This window comes from Sphingobium sp. YBL2, from assembly GCF_000943805.1.
GTDB lineage: Bacteria > Pseudomonadota > Alphaproteobacteria > Sphingomonadales > Sphingomonadaceae > Sphingobium > Sphingobium fuliginis.
In genome coordinates this window covers 4157244-4176323 of sequence record NZ_CP010954.1, presented here as the reverse complement: position 1 = coordinate 4176323, position 19080 = coordinate 4157244, and the positions used below count along the sequence as shown (strand labels likewise).

Below are 19080 nucleotides of genomic sequence, written 5' to 3'. Positions count from 1 at the left end.
TTGGAGATGTGTTAACCATCGGCCAGTGACGGTGCAATTTTACCCACGACTTTCTGCGTCCGGGGGCTGGCGCCGAATCGGTGGGAATGCCTAGATGAGGTCATGCCTCATGCCGGTTTCGTCCCCCTTCGCGTCTTTTCATCCTTCACCATGCTGGAGGGGGCGATCGACCCCAAGAAGATCGCGAAGCAGGCCAGGGCTCTGGGCTTTCCCGCCGCGGCCATCACCGACCGTAACGGCCTGTATGGCTCCATGGCCTTTTCCGACGCCTGCAAGGGGGAGGGGGTGCAGCCGATCATCGGCGCGATGATCGGCATTTCGCGCCCCGACCGCCCGGCCAATGCGGCGCCCGTGCACGACTGGATCGCCCTCTATGCGCAGGATGCGGTCGGCTATGACAATCTCTGTGCGCTGGTATCCATGGCGCATCTCGACCGGCCCGTCGAAGAGGTGCCGCATATCAGCCTAAACATGCTGGAGGGGCGGACCGATGGCCTGATCGCCTTGACCGCCGGAGGGGAAGGCGCGCTGGCGCGGCTCTTCGCCGAGGATCAGCCTGCTGCTGCGCTGGCCTATGCCAGTCGGCTGGAAGCGCTGTTTCCCGGAAGGCTCTATATCGAAATCTGCCGCCGTTTCGACCCCATCGAAGGGAAGGCGGAACCGGAACTGCTCGACCTTGCCTATGCCCGCGACCTGCCTCTGGTGGCGACCAACCCGACCTGCTTTGCCGAGCCGCATTTCCACGAAGCGCATGACGTGATGCTCTGCATTGCCGACAGCGCCTATGTCGAGACGCCCGACCGTCGCACCAGTTCGCCGGACGCCTGGATGAAACCGGCGGCGGAGATGAGGCGGCTGTTCGAGGATTTGCCCGAAGCGCTCGCCAATACGCTGGTGGTCGCCCAGCGCTGCGCCATTGCCGCCCCCAAGCGCAAGCCCATCCTCCCCAGCCTGGCCGGCGACATAGAGGGCGAGGCGAAGATGCTGCGCGAGCAGGCGACGGCAGGGCTGGAAGCCCGGCTGGCCAAGGCCGGCATCACCGACGAGGAAGCGCGAAAGCCCTATTTCGACCGGCTGCGGTTCGAAGCCGACATCATCATCCAGATGGGATTTCCGGGCTACTTCCTGATCGTGGCCGACTTCATCAAATGGGCGAAGGATCATGACATTCCGGTGGGGCCGGGACGTGGTTCGGGCGCTGGATCGGTCGTCGCCTGGGCGCTGACGATCACCGATCTGGACCCGCTGCAACTGGGATTGCTGTTCGAGCGCTTCCTGAACCCGGAACGCGTCTCCATGCCGGACTTCGACATCGACTTCTGTGAAACCCGGCGAGGCGAGGTGATCCGCTACGTCCAGCAGAAATATGGCACGGACCATGTCGCGCAGATCATCACCTTCGGAAAGCTGAAGGCGCGCGCCGTTCTGAAGGACACGGGCCGCGTCCTGCAGATGAGCTATGGGCAGGTCGACCGCCTGGCCAAGCTGGTGCCCAACCATCCGACCGATCCCTGGACGCTGGAACGCTCGCTGAACGGCGTGGCGGAGTTCAGGGCGGAATATGACAATGACGCGCAGGTCAGGCGACTGATCGACTATGCGATGAAGCTGGAGGGCTTTCCGCGCCACAGCTCCACCCATGCGGCGGGCGTGGTGATCGGCGACAGGCCGCTGTCGCAACTGGTGCCGCTCTATCGCGATCCGCGCTCCGACATGCCGGTGACGCAGTTCGACATGAAATATGTCGAGGGCGCGGGGCTGGTGAAGTTCGACTTCCTTGGCCTCAAGACGCTGTCCGTCTTGCAGAAGGCGGTGCAACTGCTTGCGGGCCGGGGGGTGGAGGTCGACCTCAATTCGCTCGGCTGGGACGATCCGGCGGTCTATGAACTGCTCCAGCGGGGCGATACGGTCGGCGTGTTCCAGTTGGAATCGGAGGGCATGCGCAAGACGCTGGCCGCCGTGCGTCCAACCAATTTCGGGGACATCATCGCGCTGGTGTCGCTCTACCGCCCTGGGCCGATGGATAACATCCCGATGTTCGGCCGTCGCAAGAACGGTCAGGAAGAGATTGAATATCCACATATATTGCTGAAACCGATCCTGGAAGAGACCTATGGCATCTTCGTCTATCAGGAACAGGTGATGCAGGCCGCGCAGATATTGGCGGGCTATTCGCTGGGCGATGCCGACCTTCTGCGCCGCGCCATGGGCAAGAAGATCAAGGCGGAGATGGATGCGCAACGCGCCCGCTTCGTCGAGGGGTGCGCGAACAGCGGCATCGCGGCGGGCAAGGCGAACGATCTGTTCGACTTGATCGACAAGTTCGCGGGCTATGGCTTCAACAAGTCGCACGCCGCCGCCTATGCTCTGCTTGCCTATCAGACCGCCTGGCTGAAGGCGCATTATCCGGCGGAATTCTATGCCGCGTCCATGGCCTTCGACATCCACCTGACGGACAAGCTGACCGTGTTCGTGGACGACATGCGGCGCATGGGGCTGAGCTGCCTGGCGCCGGACATCAACCGCAGCCTGGCGGATTTTTCGGTCGAGCCGGTCCAATATGAAGGCGACGACCCGCGCCTGGGCTTTGCCGTGCGCTATGCGCTGGGCGGGCTGAAAGGCGTGGGCGAGAAGGCGATGGAACAGCTTGTGGCCGAGCGGGAGGTTGGCGGCCCGTTCAAGTCGCTGGACGATTTTGCCGACCGGATCGAGCCGCGTCTGCTCAACCGGCGGCAATTGGAAAGCCTGGCGGCGGCTGGCGCCTTCGACGGCGTGCATGCCGACCGGGCCGGCGTCCATGCAGCGGCGGAAACGATCCTCAGCGTCGCCTCCAGCGCTGCGGAGGCAAGGGAAAGCGGTCAGGGCGGTCTGTTCGGAGATGTCGAAACGCCGCATGCGGATGTCCGCATCCCGCCGCACCAGACCTGGTCGACGGCGGACCGCATGGCGCAGGAAAAGGATGCCTTCGGCTTCTATTTCTCCGCGCATCCGGTGGACCGCTACCGCCATCTGGCAGAGGCGCGCGGCGCGAAAAGCTATGGCGCGATTTGCGCCGAACCGGTGGCGGAGGGCGGACGTGCCACCGGCGTGATGGCGGCCATGGTTGAGGATGTGCGCTGGCGTGAAACCAAGCGCGGTGCGCGCTATGCCGCCGCAACATTCTCCGACAGCAGCGGTCAGTTTCAGGCAAGCTGCTTCGATGAGGATGCCTGCAAGGCTATCGAGGATATGGCGCGCGAAGGCGATTGCGCGTTGCTGATGGTTGAACTGGACCGCTTGCCGGGCGAAGAAACGCCGCGGGTGACGGTCCGCGGGGTGGAACCTTTCCGCCAATTGGCCAATAGTTCCCGCATGGAACTGGTGGTCGATGTGAGCGATGCAGCCGCAATCGGGACGTTGGCGCAGCTTCTGGCGCGCGCGAAGGGAGGACGGAGCGAAGTCTTCCTGCGTGCGCCCGTGGGGGGAGGCAAGGCGGCGCGGCTGTTCCTGGGCGACGATTATCTGATCGGTGCGGACCAGGTCGACAGCATCGCGACGATTGCCGGCCTGCGCATTGGGTCGTTCGAACGGATGGAAGCCAAAGCGGACGGCTATCGCGCACGCAATCGGCGTTCGGGCTTGCGCTTGGTGGCTGGTTGAGCTTCCTCCGGTCGAGGACAGCTTGCCCTCACCGTCGCCATGTGCAGGAACCCCAGTTCCGAAGCTCGATCTGGAGCCTGAACCCCTAGAATAGGCTCATCTGGTCACCCTCCGGCCTTCGGAACAGATCGGTGCGCAGAGTCACCCGTTCTCCAGTGAAGCCCGCCCGTTTACGTGCCTTTTGAAAGCGCGTGCGGATCAGGTCGGCCCATACTCCCTGCCCGCGCATCCGGCTGCCGAAATTCGCGTCATTGTCGCGACCGCCCCTTATGTCATGGATGATTGCCATCACCTTGGCCGCGCGGTCGGGATAATGTTCTTCCAGCCAGGCGCGGAACAGCGGGGCGACTTCATGGGGCAGGCGGACGGGAATATAGCTGGCGTCCCGTGCGCCAGCCGATGCGACGCGAGCGACAATATCCTCTATCTCATGATCGGTGATAGCGGGAACTATGGGCGATATGCTGGCGACGACCGGTATGCCCGCATCCGCCAACCGCCGGATCGCCTCCACCCGGCGAAGCGGATGCGGCGCGCGCGGTTCCAGCGTTCTGGCCGTGGCGGGATTCAGCGAGGTCACCGAAATCATCACCGCGACCAGCCTTTCCCGCGCCATGCAGGTCAGCAGGTCGATGTCGCGCAATATCCGGTCGGATTTGGTCGTGATATAGACCGGATGACGGCATTCCCACAATATTTCAAGGCATTGTCTGGTGATCCTCCAGTCCCGTTCGATCGGCTGATAGGGATCGGTATTGGTGCCCATCGCGATCGGGTTGACCTGATGGGATTTCTTGGAAAGCTCCTTGCGAAGCAACGTTGCCGCGTCGGGCTTGGCAAACAGCCGGGTTTCGAAATCCAGGCCGGGCGACAGGTCGTGATAGGCATGGGTCGGACGGGCGAAGCAATAGATGCAGCCATGTTCGCAGCCCCGATAGGCGTTGATCGACTGGCTGAAGGCAATGTCGGGAGAGTTGTTGCGGCTGATGATGGTTCGAGGGCTTTCTACCGTCACCTCCGTACGCCGCCGCGGCGGGACGCCGTCAATGTCGGCCAGGGCATCCAGCCAATCGCCGTCGGACGTTCGTTCGGGCATGTTGAAACGCCGGCTTTCGCCGTTTACCGTCGCACCTCTGCCTTTCTCAACCGCCATCTCGGAATTAGAACATAAAGGGAACATATTGACAAGGCCGTATCCGCCGGTTCATCTGAAGCCCATTCGAAAAGGGGGACATCATGCGGAAGATCATCGCCGTGGCAGGTTTGTGGATGGCGGCTTTGGCAACGCCCGGCCTGGCTGCCGACGCTGGGGCCTGCGGTGCGGGCCTGATATGCGCGAGCGATCCGCAAACCGTGGTGCAGGCGCTTCAGGCCGCCGGATACAAGGCGCTGTTGGGCAAGAGCAAGCAGACCGGCAATCCGAAGATCGAAAGCGCGGCGAGCGGCTATGATTACTCGATCTTCTTCTATGAATGCGAGCAGACGCGGCATTGCGGGTCGCTGCAATTTCAGGTGAGCTTTGAGGATGACGGCGGCAATACGCCGGAGCTTGCCAATAAATGGAACAAGGACAAGAGGTTCGCGCAGATGTCCGTCTGGGACGACGGATCGCTGGCGGTCGCCTATGACGTGACGACCGTCGGCGGGCTTAACCAGAAGAATTTCGCGGATGTGATCGACTGGTGGACGGTCATGCTGGGTGAGGCCAGCAAATTCTTCAAGGAAAACCCTGCGCCGACCAAATGAGGCCGCAAATTGTGGCGATGTCTCAGCGTTCGGTCAGGCGCGGCATGAGTTCCACGAAATTGCAGGGCCGGAAACGATTGTCGAGTTGGCTGACGAGGATGCCGTCCCAGGCATCCTTCACCGCGCCCGTCGATCCAGGCAGCGCGAAGATATAGGTGCCCCGTGCGACGCAGGCGGTCGCCCGCGACTGGATGGTGGACGTGCCGATGCTTTGATAGCTGAGCCAGCGGAACAACTCTCCAAAGCCCGGAATTTCCTTGTCCTGCACCTGCGCCAAAGCCTCCGGGGTGACGTCGCGGCCCGTGACTCCCGTTCCGCCTGTCGTGATGATGCAGTCGATCTGCGGATCGTCGATCCAGCCATGCAGACGCGCGACGATGGCCGAGCGTTCGTCCCGCTCGATATGACGGTCGGCCAGGACATGGCCGGCGGCGGCAATGCGATCCGCCAGAATGTCGCCCGACCTGTCGTCGGCGGCCGTGCGGCTGTCCGACACTGTCAGCAATGCAATCCGAACCGGCAGGAAGGGCCGGCCTTCGTCGATCGGCATCAGTCGGAACCGCCGGCAATACTGGCGGCGATGCTTGCGCTGGCCATCGGCTTCCTGGGAGCCAGGCGCACCAGGCGCGTGCCCTTCGTTCCCGGAAAGGTCGGCCAAAGTCCCTGCGCCATGCCGGCCAGCGATTCCGCACTGCCCTTCGCCTGGATCTGATACATCCAATAGTTGCGCATCACGATGTTCACATAGGCGCGCGTTTCGTAATAGGGCAGGGATTCGATGAACAGCAGCGGGTCGCCATTGTCCTTCACTTCGCTGTTCCAACGCTCGACGGGCATCGGCCCGGCATTATAGGCGGCCATCACCTTGGGCAGCAGCCCGCCGGTCGCGCCCATGTCGCGCAGATTTTCGAGGTAGCGCTGGCCATATTCCATATTGGTCGACGGCACGAACAGTTGATCGGACGCGGAAAGCCCCATCAGGCTGCCCGTGCTGGGCAGCACCTGCATCAGTCCGCGCGCGCCTGCGCTGCTCACGACATCCCGGCGGAAACCGGATTCCTGGAGCGCATGGGCATAGATCAGCGCCGGGTCGACCCGCCATCCACCATCCGGCCGCCAATCGGGCGCGGGGAAGCGCGCGAAACTGCCCGGCTGCTTGCCCGCAGGACCGTTATGAGCGAGCCAGAGCTGGGTTTCCGGCAGGCTCAGCGCGCCCGCCAGCCGGATCAGCGCATCATATTGGCCGGTCCCGCCGATCTTCGCCTGATAGCGCAGGATCTGGTCCGCTCGTGCCGTTTCACCAATGGCTGACAGGGTGACGGCCGCCCGCACATTAGGGCTGTCCTTGAGCTGCTGCCATTCCGTAGCGCCGAAGCGAGGTGCGGCAGGCGCGCCGCCCAAGGGCACGGCCAGCGTTTCGCGGGCGAGCAGGCCGTAGAAGCTCTCTTCCGAGCGCGCAGCGGTCTTCAGCAGGGCTTCGACCCGCTCCGGTTCTCCGCACACCATATAGGCGCGCGCCGCCCAATAGGCGCCTGCTGCGCGCATGTCGCTATTGCCGGCCAGCGTCGCGACATTGCCGAAAGCAGGCGCAGCGGCCCGGCAGTCATTCTGGCGCCAGGCCGCAAGGCCGGTGGTCCAATAGGCCTGAACAGCCCAATCGCCGCCGCTGCGGCCTTCAAGGGCCTTCGCCGCCATGCGCCGGGCGTTGGCGTCGTCGCTTTCGATATAATAGGCCCAGGCGATGCGCTGCCGCACTTCGGTCAGGCCCTCCGGCGTCAGCCCCGCCTCACCGGTGGAAAGCAGGGCTTCGGCGCCGGCCGGATCGTCATTCTTGATGAAGGGCTGGATTTGACCGACCAGTGCCTGAGCCAGCGCATCGGTCTTCACCGCCGACACATATTCGCGGCGGGGCGCGCCACCCAGCCAGACCATCTTCTGCACCTGGGGCAGGGCGGGCAGGATCGTGGCGCCACGCTTCTGCGCCAGCCGGGAAAGCTGATCGGCCTTGTCCAGCCATGGCGCCTTGTTGATGAGGTCGAGCAGTTCGAACAGCTCGACCCTGGGGGAATTCCTTGCGAGGTAGAGTTCGGCCAGGGCGACCGGGCGGAAAGCGTCCTGTGCGTCCAGCGCGCCGATCATCGCCTTCGCATCCATCCATTTCTGGTCCCGCAAGGCGGCGTAAATGGCGCTGTACCGGCCCTTGTCGGCCTCGCTCAGCTGGAGAGGCGATGAGGGCAATTCCCTGGCAATCGCGGGAACAGTAACCGCCGTGTCGGCGTTTGCCGGCATGGCCGTCGCGGCGAAAGCCAGCGCTGCCAGGCATGATGAAAGGGTGGTTGCGCGAATCACTCAGTCATTTCCTCGATCAGACCTTGCAGCACACGCCAACATTCTGCCTTTGCTGCGGGTTGGCCAAGCAGCAAACGCGGGTGAAATGTGGCGAAGGCGGGTAAGGTGCCGCCATCATGGTTAAAATTCCGTAAACCTGTCTCCGGCGTTGGCAGAAGGGTGCGGATCGTCCGGTCGCCCAACAACAATAATCTTCGGGGGGAGGCAAGCATCACATGTGTGCGCATGCGCGCTGCGGCGGCCGCCAGGTCCGACGCCTCCACCATCGCGCCCGGCGGACGCGACAGGAAGAGCGACCCCAGATGGATGTCCTGCCGCTTGAGGCCGATCGTCCGCAACATGGCATCGAACAATTGACCCGCACGCTCGCTGAGCAGGGCTCCTGCCCCGATGTCTGCGGGATCGGGCATGTCGGTGATGACCATGAGAGGTGCGTTGACGGGCCCTGCGGGCATCAGCGCGGCGCCCGGCCAGCGCCGCTCCGGCTGGGCGGCGTCCTCCGCAAGCCAAGTCAGGAAGGAGTCGAAAGACTGGGGCTTCGCCTGGGCGGGAGCATCGTCGGACGCGGCGATCCGCTTTCGCGGCGGCTCCTGAACGGGGCGCAACCAGTTGGTCGGTTCCTCCCCGATGGCGCAATCCACGCCGGCCAGCCTCCACCACGCCATATAGGCATTGGCGGTCTCCGCCAGATTTTCCTGCAATAATCCCCGCATCGATTGTCTTGGGCCAGAGGTTGACGCCGTGGTCAAGTTTCTTCATCGCGCTCAGTGGCAAAACGTTTGGGTAGCGCGGCGACCGGATCAGGAAGGAAAACCGGCGGCGTCGACGAAATGGAGGGAATATGAGCGAACGGGATTCGATGCCCTATGACATCGTCATCGTCGGCGGGGGACCGGCGGGGCTGTCTTCGGCCATCAGGCTGAAGCAACTCGCGAACGAGGCTGGGCAGGAATTGTCGGTTTGCGTGCTGGAAAAGGGCTCGGAAATCGGCGCCCATATCCTGTCGGGCGCGGTGGTCGATCCCAAGGCGCTGGATGAGTTGTTCCCCGAATGGCGCGACATGGGCTGCCCGATGGCCGAAGTGCCGGTGACGGACAATCAGCACTGGTTCCTCAGCAAGGGCGGCAAGATGAGCATGCCGCACATCATGACGCCGGGCTGGATGCACAACAAGGGCACCTATACCGGATCGCTGGGCAATCTCTGCCGCTGGCTGGCCGAACAAGCCGAGGGGCTGGGCGTCGAAATCTTCCCCGGCTTCGCGGCGGCGGAAATCCTCTACAATGAGGACGGGTCGGTGAAGGGCGTCGCGACCGGCGACATGGGTATCGACCGGGAGGGCAATCGCAAGCCTGACTATCAACCTGGGCTGGAACTGCATGCGCGCTACACCTTCTTTGCGGAGGGCGCGCGGGGCCATCTCACCAAGATATTGAAGCGCCAGTTCGCGCTAGATGCCGACAGCGAGCCGCAGGTCTATGGCCTGGGCATGAAGGAATTGTGGGACATCGATCCCGCCAAGCACAAGCCCGGCCTCGTCATCCATACCCAGGGCTGGCCGCTGACCGACGCCTATGGCGGCGGCTTCCTCTACCACCAGGCCAATGGGCAGGTGGCGCTGGGCTTCGTCGTGGGGCTGGGCTATCGCAACCCCTATCTCTACCCGTTCGAGGAATTCCAGCGCTGGAAGCAGCATCCGGAAATCCGCAAATATCTGGAGGGCGGCCGTCGCGTCTCCTATGGCGCGCGGGCGATCAACGAGGGCGGCTGGCAGTCGATCCCCAAGCTCGCCTTCCCGGGCGGCGCGTTGATCGGTTGCTCGGCGGGCTTCGTCAACGTGCCCCGCATCAAGGGTACGCATACCGCGATGAAGTCGGGCATGCTGGCGGCGGAAGCGGCCTTCGCTGCGATCCGGGCCGAACGGTCGAGCGATGTGCTGGACGATTATGAGGCCAATCTGCGGTCGAGCTGGATCGCGACCGAACTGCAACTGGTCAAGAATGCCGAGCCGCTGCTGTCGAAGTTCGGCAACACCATCGGCACGGTGCTGGCGGGCATCGACATGTGGATGCGCACGCTGAAGATCGGCCTGCCCTTCACGATGAAGCACAAGCCCGATGCGGAGAAGCTGTGGCGCAAGGACGTGTCGAGGAAGATCGACTATCCCAAGCCCGATGGCGTGATCAGCTTCGACCGGCTGTCGTCGGTGTTCCTCAGCAACACCAATCATGAGGAGGATCAGCCGGTCCATCTCCAGCTCAAGGACCCGTCCATCCCGATTTCCTACAACCTGCCCCTTTATGACGAGCCGGCGCAACGCTATTGTCCGGCGGGCGTCTATGAAGTGGTCGGGCTGGAAGAAGGCGAACCCCGCTTCCAGATCAATGCGCAGAACTGCGTCCACTGCAAGACGTGCGACATCAAGGACCCGACCCAGAACATCAACTGGGTGGTGCCCGAGGGCGGTGGAGGACCGAACTATCCGAACATGTAGGCGCCTACCTCAACAGGCATTTGCTGCAATCATGCTGGTGCTGCCCGCCGCGGCGGGCGCATCGGTGGACCCCGGCAGCGCATTGCATGCCTATATGCGGGGGCGCCTGGCCGATGACGACGGCGCTCCCGGCCTTGCGCTGACCAGCTACCGGCAAGCGCTGGCGGGCGATCCCGCCAGTCTGGAGGTTGCACGCCGATCCTATTTCCAGGCGGTGATCAGCGGCGATATGGGGCTGGCGCTGCGCTCCGCCGCCGTACTGGAAAGCGACGGAATCCTGCCGCGCGACGGCACTCTGCTCCAGATCGCGGATGCGCTGAACCGGAAGGATTGGGCAGGTGCAAGGCTGATCGTCGACCGCATGGTGGCGGAAGGCAATTTCGCCTTTCTGGCGCCGATCATGCGCAGCTGGATATCGGTGGGGGAGGGGCGCTATGCGGCGCCCGTCATCGATCCCACGGATCGTTTCGCCTCCCTCGCGAAACGTTATCTGGACGAACATCTGGCGCTGCAGGCGCTGCGTAACGGCGACCTTCAGACTGCCCGGCCATCGATCAACCAGGCGCTTGCATTGCGGACCGCGGAGGCGGACGAACTGCGGCTGCTCTTCGCCGGACAATTGGCGGCGCGGGGCGCCAGGGCGGATGCGCTGGCGCTTCTGCCCGAAACCCACGCCAATTTCGCGCAGGCCCGCGAGGATATTGCCAGGGGCAAGGCGCTTTCGTTCCATGGCAAGGCCCTGACGGCGGGGCAGGGGTTCGCCCGGCTGCTTACCCGGCTGGCAGCCGACATATCCTCGGACGGCAGCACGGGGTCGCTGGGGATCAGGCTTGCGCGCATCGCCGCCTTTGCCGATCCTGCCGGGGCCGCGCCCCGCATCGTCGCCGCCGATTTGCTGAGCCGGGGCGGCTATGCGGCCTATGCGGTCGAGGAAGCCCGCAAGGTCCCCGGCGCCGGCTGGTACGGCGCGCTGGGGCAGGCCGAACTGGTCGAGGCATTGGCGGCGGCGGGCCAGCGGCCGGAGGCGATCACCCTTGCCCATGCGCTCGCAGCCGTCCCCAATGCGGAGCCCGAACGCCATGTCCGGCTGGGTCAGTTGCTGATGCAGGAAAAGGATTACCGGGCGGCCGCATCGGCCTTCCGCGCGGCGCAGGCAGGCTATTCGGACGATGCTGTTCCCTGGGCGCTGCTGCTGTTCGAAGGCAGCGCGTTGGAACAGGGCGCGCAATGGGACGAGGCGAGGGCGGTGCTGGAGAGGGCGGCCAGGCTGGCGCCGAACGAACCCGCCATACTCAATTATCTGGGCTATGCGCAGATCGAGCGGCGGCAGAACATGGATGCGGCGCTGGAATTGCTGAAGAAGGCGAGCGCGCTGAAGCCGCAGGATGCATCGATCACCGACTCCCTGGGCTGGGCGCAGTTCGTGACCGGCGACATCGATGCCGCCGTGCCGATATTGGAGCGGGCAGCGGCGGGCGCACCCTCAGACGCGACCATCAACGAACATCTGGGCGATGCGCTCTGGGCAGCCGGACGACGATATGAGGCGCGCTATGCCTGGCGCGCCGCGGCCGTCTTTGCTGAGGGAGAGACGGCGCAGCGACTGGCCGCCAAGACGAAAGAGGGGATGAAGCCGGAATATGCCGCACGTTGAAGCGGAGGATGTCGCCGCCCGCCCCGTGGACGCGGGCGAACTGGTCGAAACCGCCTTTGCCAAGATCAATCTGGCGCTCCATGTCCGGGGCAAGCGGGCAGACGGCTATCATGCGCTGGAGAGCCTGTTCGTCTTCGCCGAGTTGGGCGACCGGCTGACGGGCCGCATCCGCGCGGACGGAGAAATCAGGCTGGAGATGGATGGCCCGTTCGGCCCCTTGCTGGATGGCGGCCCGGACAATCTGGTGGTGAAGGCCGCCCGCGCGTTGCAGGCCCATCTGGGGGGAAGTCCCGGCGCCGATCTGAGGCTGACCAAGATATTGCCTGTCGCCTCGGGCATTGGCGGCGGTTCCGCCGATGCCGCGGCTGCGCTGCGTTTGCTGACCAGGCTCTGGAATGCGCCGATGGCTCCGCAGGCTCTGGAGCGCATCGCCCTGTCATTGGGATCGGACGTTCCCGCCTGCATCGGCAGCATCCCGCAAATGGTGCGTGGACGCGGCGAGCTATTGCAGCCCCAGGCTGTCGAAGGCCTTACCGCCATGCCGATCCTGCTCGTCAATCCCGGCGTCGCCCTGTCGACCGCGGAAGTCTTCGGACTTTGGGATCGACTAGACCGGGGTCCGCTTGCGGCAGAGGGGCTGGAACAGTTGATCAGCGAGGGGCGCAACGACCTGGAGCAGGCCGCCATGGCGGCAGCGCCGGTCGTCGCGGATGTACTGGCGGCGCTGGGAGCCTGCGCCGGATCGCGCCTTGTCCGCATGTCCGGGTCGGGCGCGACCTGCTTCGCCCTCTTCGATACGGATCGGCAGATGGCGGAGGCGGCGGCAGCCTTGCGCGCTGGTTGGAACGGATGGTGGGTCGCGGAAACGAGGATCAGGGCGGCATGAGCGAGGCTTTCACACAGATCGATGGAGGCGACCTCAACATCCTGATCATTGCCGATCATGCCTCGGCGCATGTTCCGGCGGACATTGATCTTGGGATCGATGCCGCCTTGCTGAGCGATCATATCGCCATAGACATCGGCGTGGCGGAGGTCAGCACGCTGCTGGCGCGGCAACTGGGCTGCACGGCGGTGCTCGGCGGCGTTTCGCGCCTCGTCATCGACCTCAACCGGGAAGAGGATGCACCCGGCCTGCTGCCCGTCATGAGCGATGGCCATGCCATTGCGGGAAACCGCCATGCCGACCTCGCCGACCGGATGATGCGGTTCCACCACCCCTATCATCATCATGTCGCGCGGCTGCTGGACGGCATGGCTTCGCCGTTCATCCTGTCCGTCCACAGCTTCACGCCGCGCCTCGCCAGCGATCCCGATCAGAAGCGGCCCTGGGACATCGGCGTGCTCTACAACCAGGATGACAGGGCCGCGCGGATCGCCATTCCCATGTTGGAGGCGGCGGGGCTCAAGGTGGGTGACCAACTGCCCTATTCGGGCAAGGTGCTGAACGCCACGATGAACCGTCATGCGGAGAGGAACGGCATTCCCTATCTGGGCATAGAGATGCGGCAGGATCTGGTCGGCGATGCGGAAGGGCAAAGGCGATTTGCCGCAATATTGGCTCCGGTGGTTCTCGAATGCCGCAGCCGGCTCGCATGACGGGCAGCGGGCAGGAATGATGAAATCCCGCTCGTTGATGCAAGATGCGCTTCTGTGTCTGGCGCTGGCCGGATGCAGCCCTCGCCCGGAGTCCGGCGAACTTGCGGGGAAAGGGCGGGAAATAATTTTCTGCGCAATCGGACCGGGCGCGGAGTGGAGCGAGGATTGTGCGGTCGAGCGGGATGGGAAGATGCTGACGGTGCGCCATGCGGACGGCGGCTTCCGGCGCTTCCGGATAGTCCATGACGGACGCGGAATCGCGCCGGCGGACGGGGCGGAACAGGCCGGTATTCAGGTCGCCGGCAAGGGGGCAATCGCGTTGAGCGTCGGGCAGGACCGCTATCGCCTTCCGGCCCGCTTCTCCGAAGGGAAGAAATGATGCGGATGCATGCGATCCTGACGGCGGCCGAGATGCGGCGGGCGGAGCAGGCCGTGATCGCAGCCGGCATCCCCGAATATATGCTGATGGAGCGCGCGGGGGCCGCCGCTGCGGAGATCATCTGGCGGGCAGGTGGAAAGCGTGATTTGCTGGTCCTCTGCGGTCCCGGCAATAATGGCGGCGACGGCTTCGTGATCGCGCGGCTCCTTCGGGCGCGAGGCGTGCCGGTGCGCGTCGCCGCCCTTGGCGAAAGCCGAACGGATTCTAGCATGAAGGCGCGGGAGGCATGGGGTGGCCCCGTCGAAGCTTTCCTGGACGCGGCGCCGGCGACGCAGATCGTGGACGCGCTGTTCGGGACCGGCCTCTCTCGTGGGCTGGACGGGGCGATCGCGGCGAAGCTGCGCGCCCTTACCGAACAGGCGAGCTTCAGCTATGCCGTGGACCTGCCGAGCGGCGTGCAGACGGATAGGGGCGAACTGCTTTCCGATGTGCCTGACATGGGCGTCTGCATTGCCCTAGGTGCGCTAAAGCCGGCGCATATGTTGCAACCGGCCGCAGGATGCTGGCGGCGGCTGGTTTGTGCCGACATCGGCATTGATGCGTCCGGCGCGAAGATTCACCGGCTGGCGCCGCCGCAATTGCATCCGCCGGCCCCCGAGGCGCATAAATATAGCCGGGGATTGGTTGCCGTGGTGGGCGGCGAAATGGCAGGCGCCGGACTGCTCGCCAGCCAGGCCGCGGCACGCGCGGGATCGGGCATGGTTCGGCATCTGGTGCAGGGTTCGGTGCACTTGGGGCCGGGCGCCATCGTTACGCAGCAGGCCGATAAGGCGGGGGATGTAGCGCGTTCGCTGAACGACGATCGGTTCAGGGCCATATTGGTAGGGCCGGGACTGGGACGTGGGAGCGAGGCTTCGGATCGGTGGAAAGCCGTACTTGCCGCCGGGCATCCGCTCGTTCTGGACGCCGATGCGCTGGTCTTGCTGGGAGAAGAGGGGGTGGACGCCATTCCGCAGGGCTCGGTCCTGACGCCCCATGAAGGCGAATTTGTCCGCCTGTTCGGAAATCTGCCGGGCAGCAAGGTGGAACGGGCGCTGGAGGCGGCGAAGCGGACGCGCGCGACGCTGATCTACAAGGGAAGCGACAGCATTGTCGCCTCGCCGGATGGGCGCGCTGTCCTTTCGCCGCCGGGTTCATCCTGGCTGTCGACGGCGGGGACGGGCGATGTTCTGGCGGGGCTGGTCGCTGCTCGGCTCGCTGTCACGGGGGACGGATTCCAGGCGGCATGTGAAGCGCTGTGGCTGCATGGAGAGGCGGCGAGGCGGGCGGGCGCGGCGTTCATCGCGGACGATTTGCTTGCGGAGCTGCCAGCGGCTATCGCCTCCCGCCTGTGACCGACCCTGATACCGACATCATCGTCCGCATCGCCGCGAAGGGCGATGGCGTGACCGCCCTTGGCCGCCATGTTCCGTTGACCGCGCCTGGAGACAGGATTGCGGCGGACGGCGGCATATTGCAGGGGCCGCATCATGTCGACGCGCCATGCGTTCACTTTCCGACCTGCGGCGGATGCGAGTTGCAGCATATCGACGATGCGAGCTACGCGGAGTTCGTGACGGCGCGCGTTGCAGGAGCCCTGGCAGGGCAGGGCGTGGAACCCGGCATGCTTCTGCCGCCGCATATCTCGCCGCCGAAGGTCCGTCGCCGTGCATCGCTGCGCGCGAGCAGGCAGGGGCGGAAGGTCGTCATCGGCTTTGCCGAATCGGGCAGCCATATGCTGGTCGACCTCGCGATGTGCGAGATCCTCGATCCCCGGCTGTTCGCGCTGGTGGCGCCGCTGAGGAGCCTGTGCGCGGTCATCCTGCCCGAGAAGCGCGCTGCGCATGTCCGCATGTCGCTGACCGATCAGGGCGTCGACCTTTTGCTGGAGGGCGTGCGGATCGAGGGGCTTGCCGCCGACGAGGCGCTTCTAACTTTTGCGCAGGACCATGGGCTGGCTCGCCTGACCATCGATGAAGGGGAGGGTCCGCAGACGCGGTGGGAACCGGAGCCGGTCACGGTCCGCTTCGGCGGCGTGCCGGTTGCCTTTCCGCCCTTCGCATTTCTTCAGGCGACCCCCGATGGCGAAGCCGCGCTGGCGCGGGAAGCGCAGGCCGCCATGCCGGCGGAGGGCGCCGTTGCGGATCTCTTTTGCGGGCTTGGCACATTCGCCCTGGCTTTGGGGGATGAGCGGCCCGTCTATGCGGCGGAGGCGGCGCGTGATCTTGTCCTCTCCCTCCAATCGGCGGCGAATAGGGCGCGGCGGCGCATGGTGGCGGATCATCGCGATCTGTTCAGGCGACCGCTGACGCCTGCGGAGATTGACCGGTTCGCGGGGATTGTCATCGATCCGCCGCGCGCAGGGGCGCGCGAGCAGGCGATGCAGCTCGCCGCATCGCGGGTGCCGGTGATCGCCTATATTTCGTGCAACCCTGCCAGTTTCGCGCGGGATGCCGCGCATCTGATCGCCGGCGGCTATCGGCTGGAGCGGGTTCGGCCGGTGGGGCAGTTCCGCTGGTCCACCCATGTGGAACTGGTCGGCATCTTCCGGCGCTGAAAGATTAGCCCCTCGCCGCGGGGGAGTGCGGCGAGGGGCCTTGCATCCTCTCCTCAAGGGGGAGGCCCAAGCCTCTACCCCAGCTTGATGACAGTTGCGCGACGGCGGACCGGAATCGCATCGACATAGAGGCTAGCCATCGGCTCATCCTCCACCTCCACCACGGCTTCGGATGTGAAGCCGTTGAAGCCGGTGCGCATCGCAGCGCCATAGGCGCCGAGCATCCCGATTTCGATATAGTCGCCCGCCTGCACGTCGTCCGGCAGCATGAAGGGGCCGACCATATGGTCCATGTCGTCGCAGGTGGGGCCATAGAAGGAGAAGCCGGTCAGTTCCGCCTCGCTCTCTTCCTCGCGCAGCAGGGCCACAGGGAAGCGCCAGCCGATATGCGCCGCGTCGAACAGCGCGCCATAGGCGCCGTCGTTGATATAGAGTTCCGTGCCGCGGCGGCGTTCGACGCGCACGACGACCGAACTGTATTCGGCGGAAAGGGCGCGGCCGGGCTCGCACCATAGTTCGGCCGAATAGCTGATCGGCAGGCTCTCGAAACCGCGGTGGATCGCGTCGAAATAATTTTCGAGCGCGACCGGCTCCATGCCGGGATAGATGGACGGGAAGCCGCCGCCGACATCGATGATGTCGACCGTGACAGCCGCGTCGACAATGGCGGCGCGCACGCGTTCGATGGCGTCGCTATAGGCCTGCGGGCTCATCGCCTGGCTGCCGACATGGAAGCAGATGCCCAGCGCATCGGCCGCCTGGCGGGTCGCCATCAGCAGTTCGCGGGTCTCGCCCAGTTCCGCGCCGAATTTGGACGCAAGGCTGAGTTCCGAATGTTCGGAGGAAACGCGCAGGCGCACGCACAGTTCAAGATCGGTCGCATCATTCGTGGCGCGCATGATCTTCGCCAGCTCGTCCAGCGTGTCGAGCGAGAAGGTGCGCACGCCATGGATGTGATAGGCCTCTGCAATCGCTTCCTCGGCCTTGACCGGGTGCATGAAGCAAAGCTTGCCTTCGCCCTGCAGCGTCTCCGCCACCAGGCGCACCTCCGCAATGGACGCCACGTCGAAATGCGTGATGCCGGAAGCGAAGAGGGTGCGGATCAGATCGGGAGACGGATTCGCCTTGACTGCATAGAGCGAGCGCCCCGGAAACTTCTCAGAGAAGAATCGGGCGGCCCGGGCCGCAGCCTGGGGACGGATCAGCGTTACCGGTGCTGCCGGTTTGAGGGCGGTCGCTACCCCCAGCGCGCTATGATGCTTGTGCAACTCAAGGGACCTCCAGGGTAGTCGTTGGCAAAGAAGCTGCCTTGCGGTGGAAGTCCCATGGGGCAGCGGAAGGGCGATATATGCGGCAGGGGTCCCCCTGTAAAGCGCATGCGTAAATTTTGTTGCGCGACCGGCTATGAAATGTGCGTCAGGAGAGACGGGACTTGAAATCCTGGTAGGAAAACTCGCGGATTTGCTTGAGTTCGTCGGTTTCCGAGTTCCACAGCCAGATGGCCGGCAGCGGCACGCCGTTGAATGTGTTGGTCTTTACCATCGAATAATGGGCCTGGTCGAGGAAGGCGATCCGCCGCCCCGGAGTCGCGCCGCCCGGGACTCGATAGTCCCCTATGATGTCCCCGGCGAGGCAGGATGGACCACCGAGTCGGGTGACGGGGCCGTCCGCTTCCTCATGCAGCATGGCCGGGCGGTAGGGCGCCTCGATCACGTCGGGCATGTGGCAGGTGGCGGAGATGTCGGTGATTGCCACGGGCATGCCGTTGTCGATCACGTCGAGGATTTCGCCGACCAATATGCCCGCGTCCAGCGCCATCGCCTCGCCCGGCTCGATATAGAGTTCGAGGCCGGTTTGCGCTTTTATCGCCTGGAGGAAGGCGATCAGGTCGTCGATCTGGTAATCCGCGCGCGTGACATGATGTCCGCCGCCGAAGTTCAGCCATTTGAGGCGGCCGACATGGGGCATGACGCGGGATTCGATGGCGGCCCAGGTACGCTGAAGCGGCAGGAAATCCTGTTCGCACAGATTGTGGATGTGGAGGCCGTCGACGCCCTCCAGATGTTCGGGGCGCAGCTGGTCGATGGGAAAGCCGAGGCGGCTGTGCGGTTGGGACGGGTCATATTTGGGCACCTCCCCCTCCGCATGGAGGGGGTTGAGGCGCAGGCCGATGTCGAAGTTCACACCGTTCATCCGGGCATCGTCGATGACCGGGCGCAGGCGGGCGATCTGGCCGGGGCTGTTGAAGATGACATGGTCCGAAATCCTGAGGATTTCGGCCAGATCTTCAGGCTTGTAGGCGGCGCAATAGGTGGCGACTTCGCCGCGATATTCTTCCCGGCCGAGGCGCGCTTCATATATGCCCGAGGCGCAGACGCCGTCGAGATATTCGCCGATCACGCCCCCAAGCGACCACATGGAGAAGGCCTTGAGCGCACCCAGCACCCTGATCCCCGCGCGGTCGCGGATGTCGCGCAGGACCGACAGGTTGCGGCGCACCGCGGCCTCGTCCACCACGAAGGCGGGCGAAGGGACGCGGCGCAGGTCGAAATGGGCGAAGGCGGCGGGATCGCCGGCTTTGGTTTCCATCGGTTCATCCACGCCGCCCTGAGCCTGTTGAGGTG

Annotated in this window: 15 protein-coding genes; 9 read left to right on the top strand and 6 right to left on the bottom strand. The window is 64.7% G+C overall.

Translation table 11 applies throughout. The features are described 5' to 3' along the window. Positions 1-102 precede the first annotated feature (102 nt). Positions 103-3639: a DNA polymerase III subunit alpha gene (gene dnaE / locus TZ53_RS19200; RefSeq protein ID WP_044662376.1), complete on the top strand. Its 3537-nt coding sequence runs from the start codon at positions 103-105 to the stop codon at positions 3637-3639. Positions 3640-3724: 85 nt separating this feature from the next. Here dnaE and TZ53_RS19195 read toward each other — a convergent pair whose 3' ends face one another. Further along, positions 3725-4792, bottom strand: a complete 1068-nt coding sequence (locus TZ53_RS19195) for a PA0069 family radical SAM protein (RefSeq protein ID WP_044662375.1) — start codon at positions 4790-4792, stop codon at positions 3725-3727. An 83-nt stretch (positions 4793-4875) separates the two neighbouring features. Between TZ53_RS19195 and TZ53_RS19190 the strand changes: the two genes are divergently transcribed. Further along, positions 4876-5385: a YbjN domain-containing protein gene (locus TZ53_RS19190; protein ID WP_044662374.1), complete on the top strand. Its 510-nt coding sequence runs from the start codon at positions 4876-4878 to the stop codon at positions 5383-5385. A 22-nt stretch (positions 5386-5407) separates the two neighbouring features. Here the strand turns inward: TZ53_RS19190 and moaB are convergent, their stop codons facing one another. Genes moaB through TZ53_RS19175 form a run of 3 tightly spaced genes read right to left on the bottom strand, consistent with a single transcriptional unit; the run spans position 5408 to position 8447 of the window. Further along, positions 5408-5935 carry a molybdenum cofactor biosynthesis protein B gene (moaB, locus tag TZ53_RS19185; protein WP_044662373.1) on the bottom strand — a complete coding sequence of 176 codons (528 nt, stop codon included), beginning with the start codon at positions 5933-5935 and terminating at the stop codon, positions 5408-5410. After that, on the bottom strand, positions 5935-7734 hold the full coding sequence (locus tag TZ53_RS19180; RefSeq protein ID WP_044662372.1) for a lytic transglycosylase domain-containing protein: 1800 nt from the start codon (positions 7732-7734) through the stop codon (positions 5935-5937). The genes moaB and TZ53_RS19180 overlap by 1 nt, the downstream gene beginning before the upstream one ends. Beyond that, positions 7731-8447 carry a uracil-DNA glycosylase family protein gene (locus TZ53_RS19175; RefSeq protein ID WP_044662371.1) on the bottom strand — a complete coding sequence of 239 codons (717 nt, stop codon included), beginning with the start codon at positions 8445-8447 and terminating at the stop codon, positions 7731-7733. The genes TZ53_RS19180 and TZ53_RS19175 overlap by 4 nt, the downstream gene beginning before the upstream one ends. A gap of 128 nt (positions 8448-8575) precedes the next feature. On the opposite strand from TZ53_RS19175, the gene TZ53_RS19170 reads away from it, so the two are divergent. Genes TZ53_RS19170 through TZ53_RS19140 form a run of 7 tightly spaced genes read left to right on the top strand, consistent with a single transcriptional unit; the run spans position 8576 to position 16456 of the window. Beyond that, entirely contained in the window at positions 8576-10228 is a 1653-nt protein-coding gene (locus tag TZ53_RS19170; protein WP_044662370.1) for an electron transfer flavoprotein-ubiquinone oxidoreductase, read from the top strand. A 31-nt stretch (positions 10229-10259) separates the two neighbouring features. Continuing rightward, entirely contained in the window at positions 10260-11882 is a 1623-nt protein-coding gene (locus tag TZ53_RS19165) for a tetratricopeptide repeat protein (protein ID WP_044662369.1), read from the top strand. Further along, positions 11869-12768 carry a 4-(cytidine 5'-diphospho)-2-C-methyl-D-erythritol kinase gene (locus TZ53_RS19160; protein ID WP_044662368.1) on the top strand — a complete coding sequence of 300 codons (900 nt, stop codon included), beginning with the start codon at positions 11869-11871 and terminating at the stop codon, positions 12766-12768. Before TZ53_RS19165 ends, TZ53_RS19160 begins: the two co-directional genes overlap by 14 nt. Next, on the top strand, positions 12765-13481 hold the full coding sequence (locus TZ53_RS19155; protein ID WP_044662367.1) for an N-formylglutamate amidohydrolase: 717 nt from the start codon (positions 12765-12767) through the stop codon (positions 13479-13481). The genes TZ53_RS19160 and TZ53_RS19155 overlap by 4 nt, the downstream gene beginning before the upstream one ends. Positions 13482-13500: 19 nt before the next feature. Then, entirely contained in the window at positions 13501-13860 is a 360-nt protein-coding gene (locus TZ53_RS19150) for a hypothetical protein (protein ID WP_044663160.1), read from the top strand. After that, on the top strand, positions 13860-15254 hold the full coding sequence (locus TZ53_RS19145; RefSeq protein ID WP_084694385.1) for an NAD(P)H-hydrate dehydratase: 1395 nt from the start codon (positions 13860-13862) through the stop codon (positions 15252-15254). Before TZ53_RS19150 ends, TZ53_RS19145 begins: the two co-directional genes overlap by 1 nt. Continuing rightward, complete coding sequence (locus tag TZ53_RS19140) at positions 15251-16456, top strand: class I SAM-dependent RNA methyltransferase (RefSeq protein WP_044662366.1); 1206 nt, start codon at positions 15251-15253, stop codon at positions 16454-16456. Before TZ53_RS19145 ends, TZ53_RS19140 begins: the two co-directional genes overlap by 4 nt. A 74-nt stretch (positions 16457-16530) precedes the next feature. Here TZ53_RS19140 and TZ53_RS19135 read toward each other — a convergent pair whose 3' ends face one another. Both TZ53_RS19135 and TZ53_RS19130 read right to left on the bottom strand, forming a co-directional pair. Beyond that, positions 16531-17724: a type III PLP-dependent enzyme gene (locus TZ53_RS19135; protein ID WP_044662365.1), complete on the bottom strand. Its 1194-nt coding sequence runs from the start codon at positions 17722-17724 to the stop codon at positions 16531-16533. Between the two features lie 148 nt (positions 17725-17872). Continuing rightward, a complete protein-coding gene (locus tag TZ53_RS19130) occupies positions 17873-19045 on the bottom strand; it encodes a carboxynorspermidine decarboxylase (protein WP_044662364.1) in 1173 nt (390 codons plus the stop codon). Positions 19046-19080 lie beyond the last annotated feature (35 nt).

Coding starts and splice junctions, on each gene's coding strand:
- dnaE (WP_044662376.1), top strand. CDS start 103: ATGCCTCATGCCGGTTTCGTCCCCCTTCGCGTCTTTTCATCCTTCACC.
- TZ53_RS19195 (WP_044662375.1), bottom strand. CDS start 4,792: ATGGCGGTTGAGAAAGGCAGAGGTGCGACGGTAAACGGCGAAAGCCGG.
- TZ53_RS19190 (WP_044662374.1), top strand. CDS start 4,876: ATGCGGAAGATCATCGCCGTGGCAGGTTTGTGGATGGCGGCTTTGGCA.
- moaB (WP_044662373.1), bottom strand. CDS start 5,935: ATGCCGATCGACGAAGGCCGGCCCTTCCTGCCGGTTCGGATTGCATTG.
- TZ53_RS19175 (WP_044662371.1), bottom strand. CDS start 8,447: ATGCGGGGATTATTGCAGGAAAATCTGGCGGAGACCGCCAATGCCTAT.
- TZ53_RS19170 (WP_044662370.1), top strand. CDS start 8,576: ATGAGCGAACGGGATTCGATGCCCTATGACATCGTCATCGTCGGCGGG.
- TZ53_RS19165 (WP_044662369.1), top strand. CDS start 10,260: ATGCTGGTGCTGCCCGCCGCGGCGGGCGCATCGGTGGACCCCGGCAGC.
- TZ53_RS19160 (WP_044662368.1), top strand. CDS start 11,869: ATGCCGCACGTTGAAGCGGAGGATGTCGCCGCCCGCCCCGTGGACGCG.
- TZ53_RS19155 (WP_044662367.1), top strand. CDS start 12,765: ATGAGCGAGGCTTTCACACAGATCGATGGAGGCGACCTCAACATCCTG.
- TZ53_RS19150 (WP_044663160.1), top strand. CDS start 13,501: ATGAAATCCCGCTCGTTGATGCAAGATGCGCTTCTGTGTCTGGCGCTG.
- TZ53_RS19145 (WP_084694385.1), top strand. CDS start 13,860: ATGCGGATGCATGCGATCCTGACGGCGGCCGAGATGCGGCGGGCGGAG.
- TZ53_RS19130 (WP_044662364.1), bottom strand. CDS start 19,045: ATGGAAACCAAAGCCGGCGATCCCGCCGCCTTCGCCCATTTCGACCTG.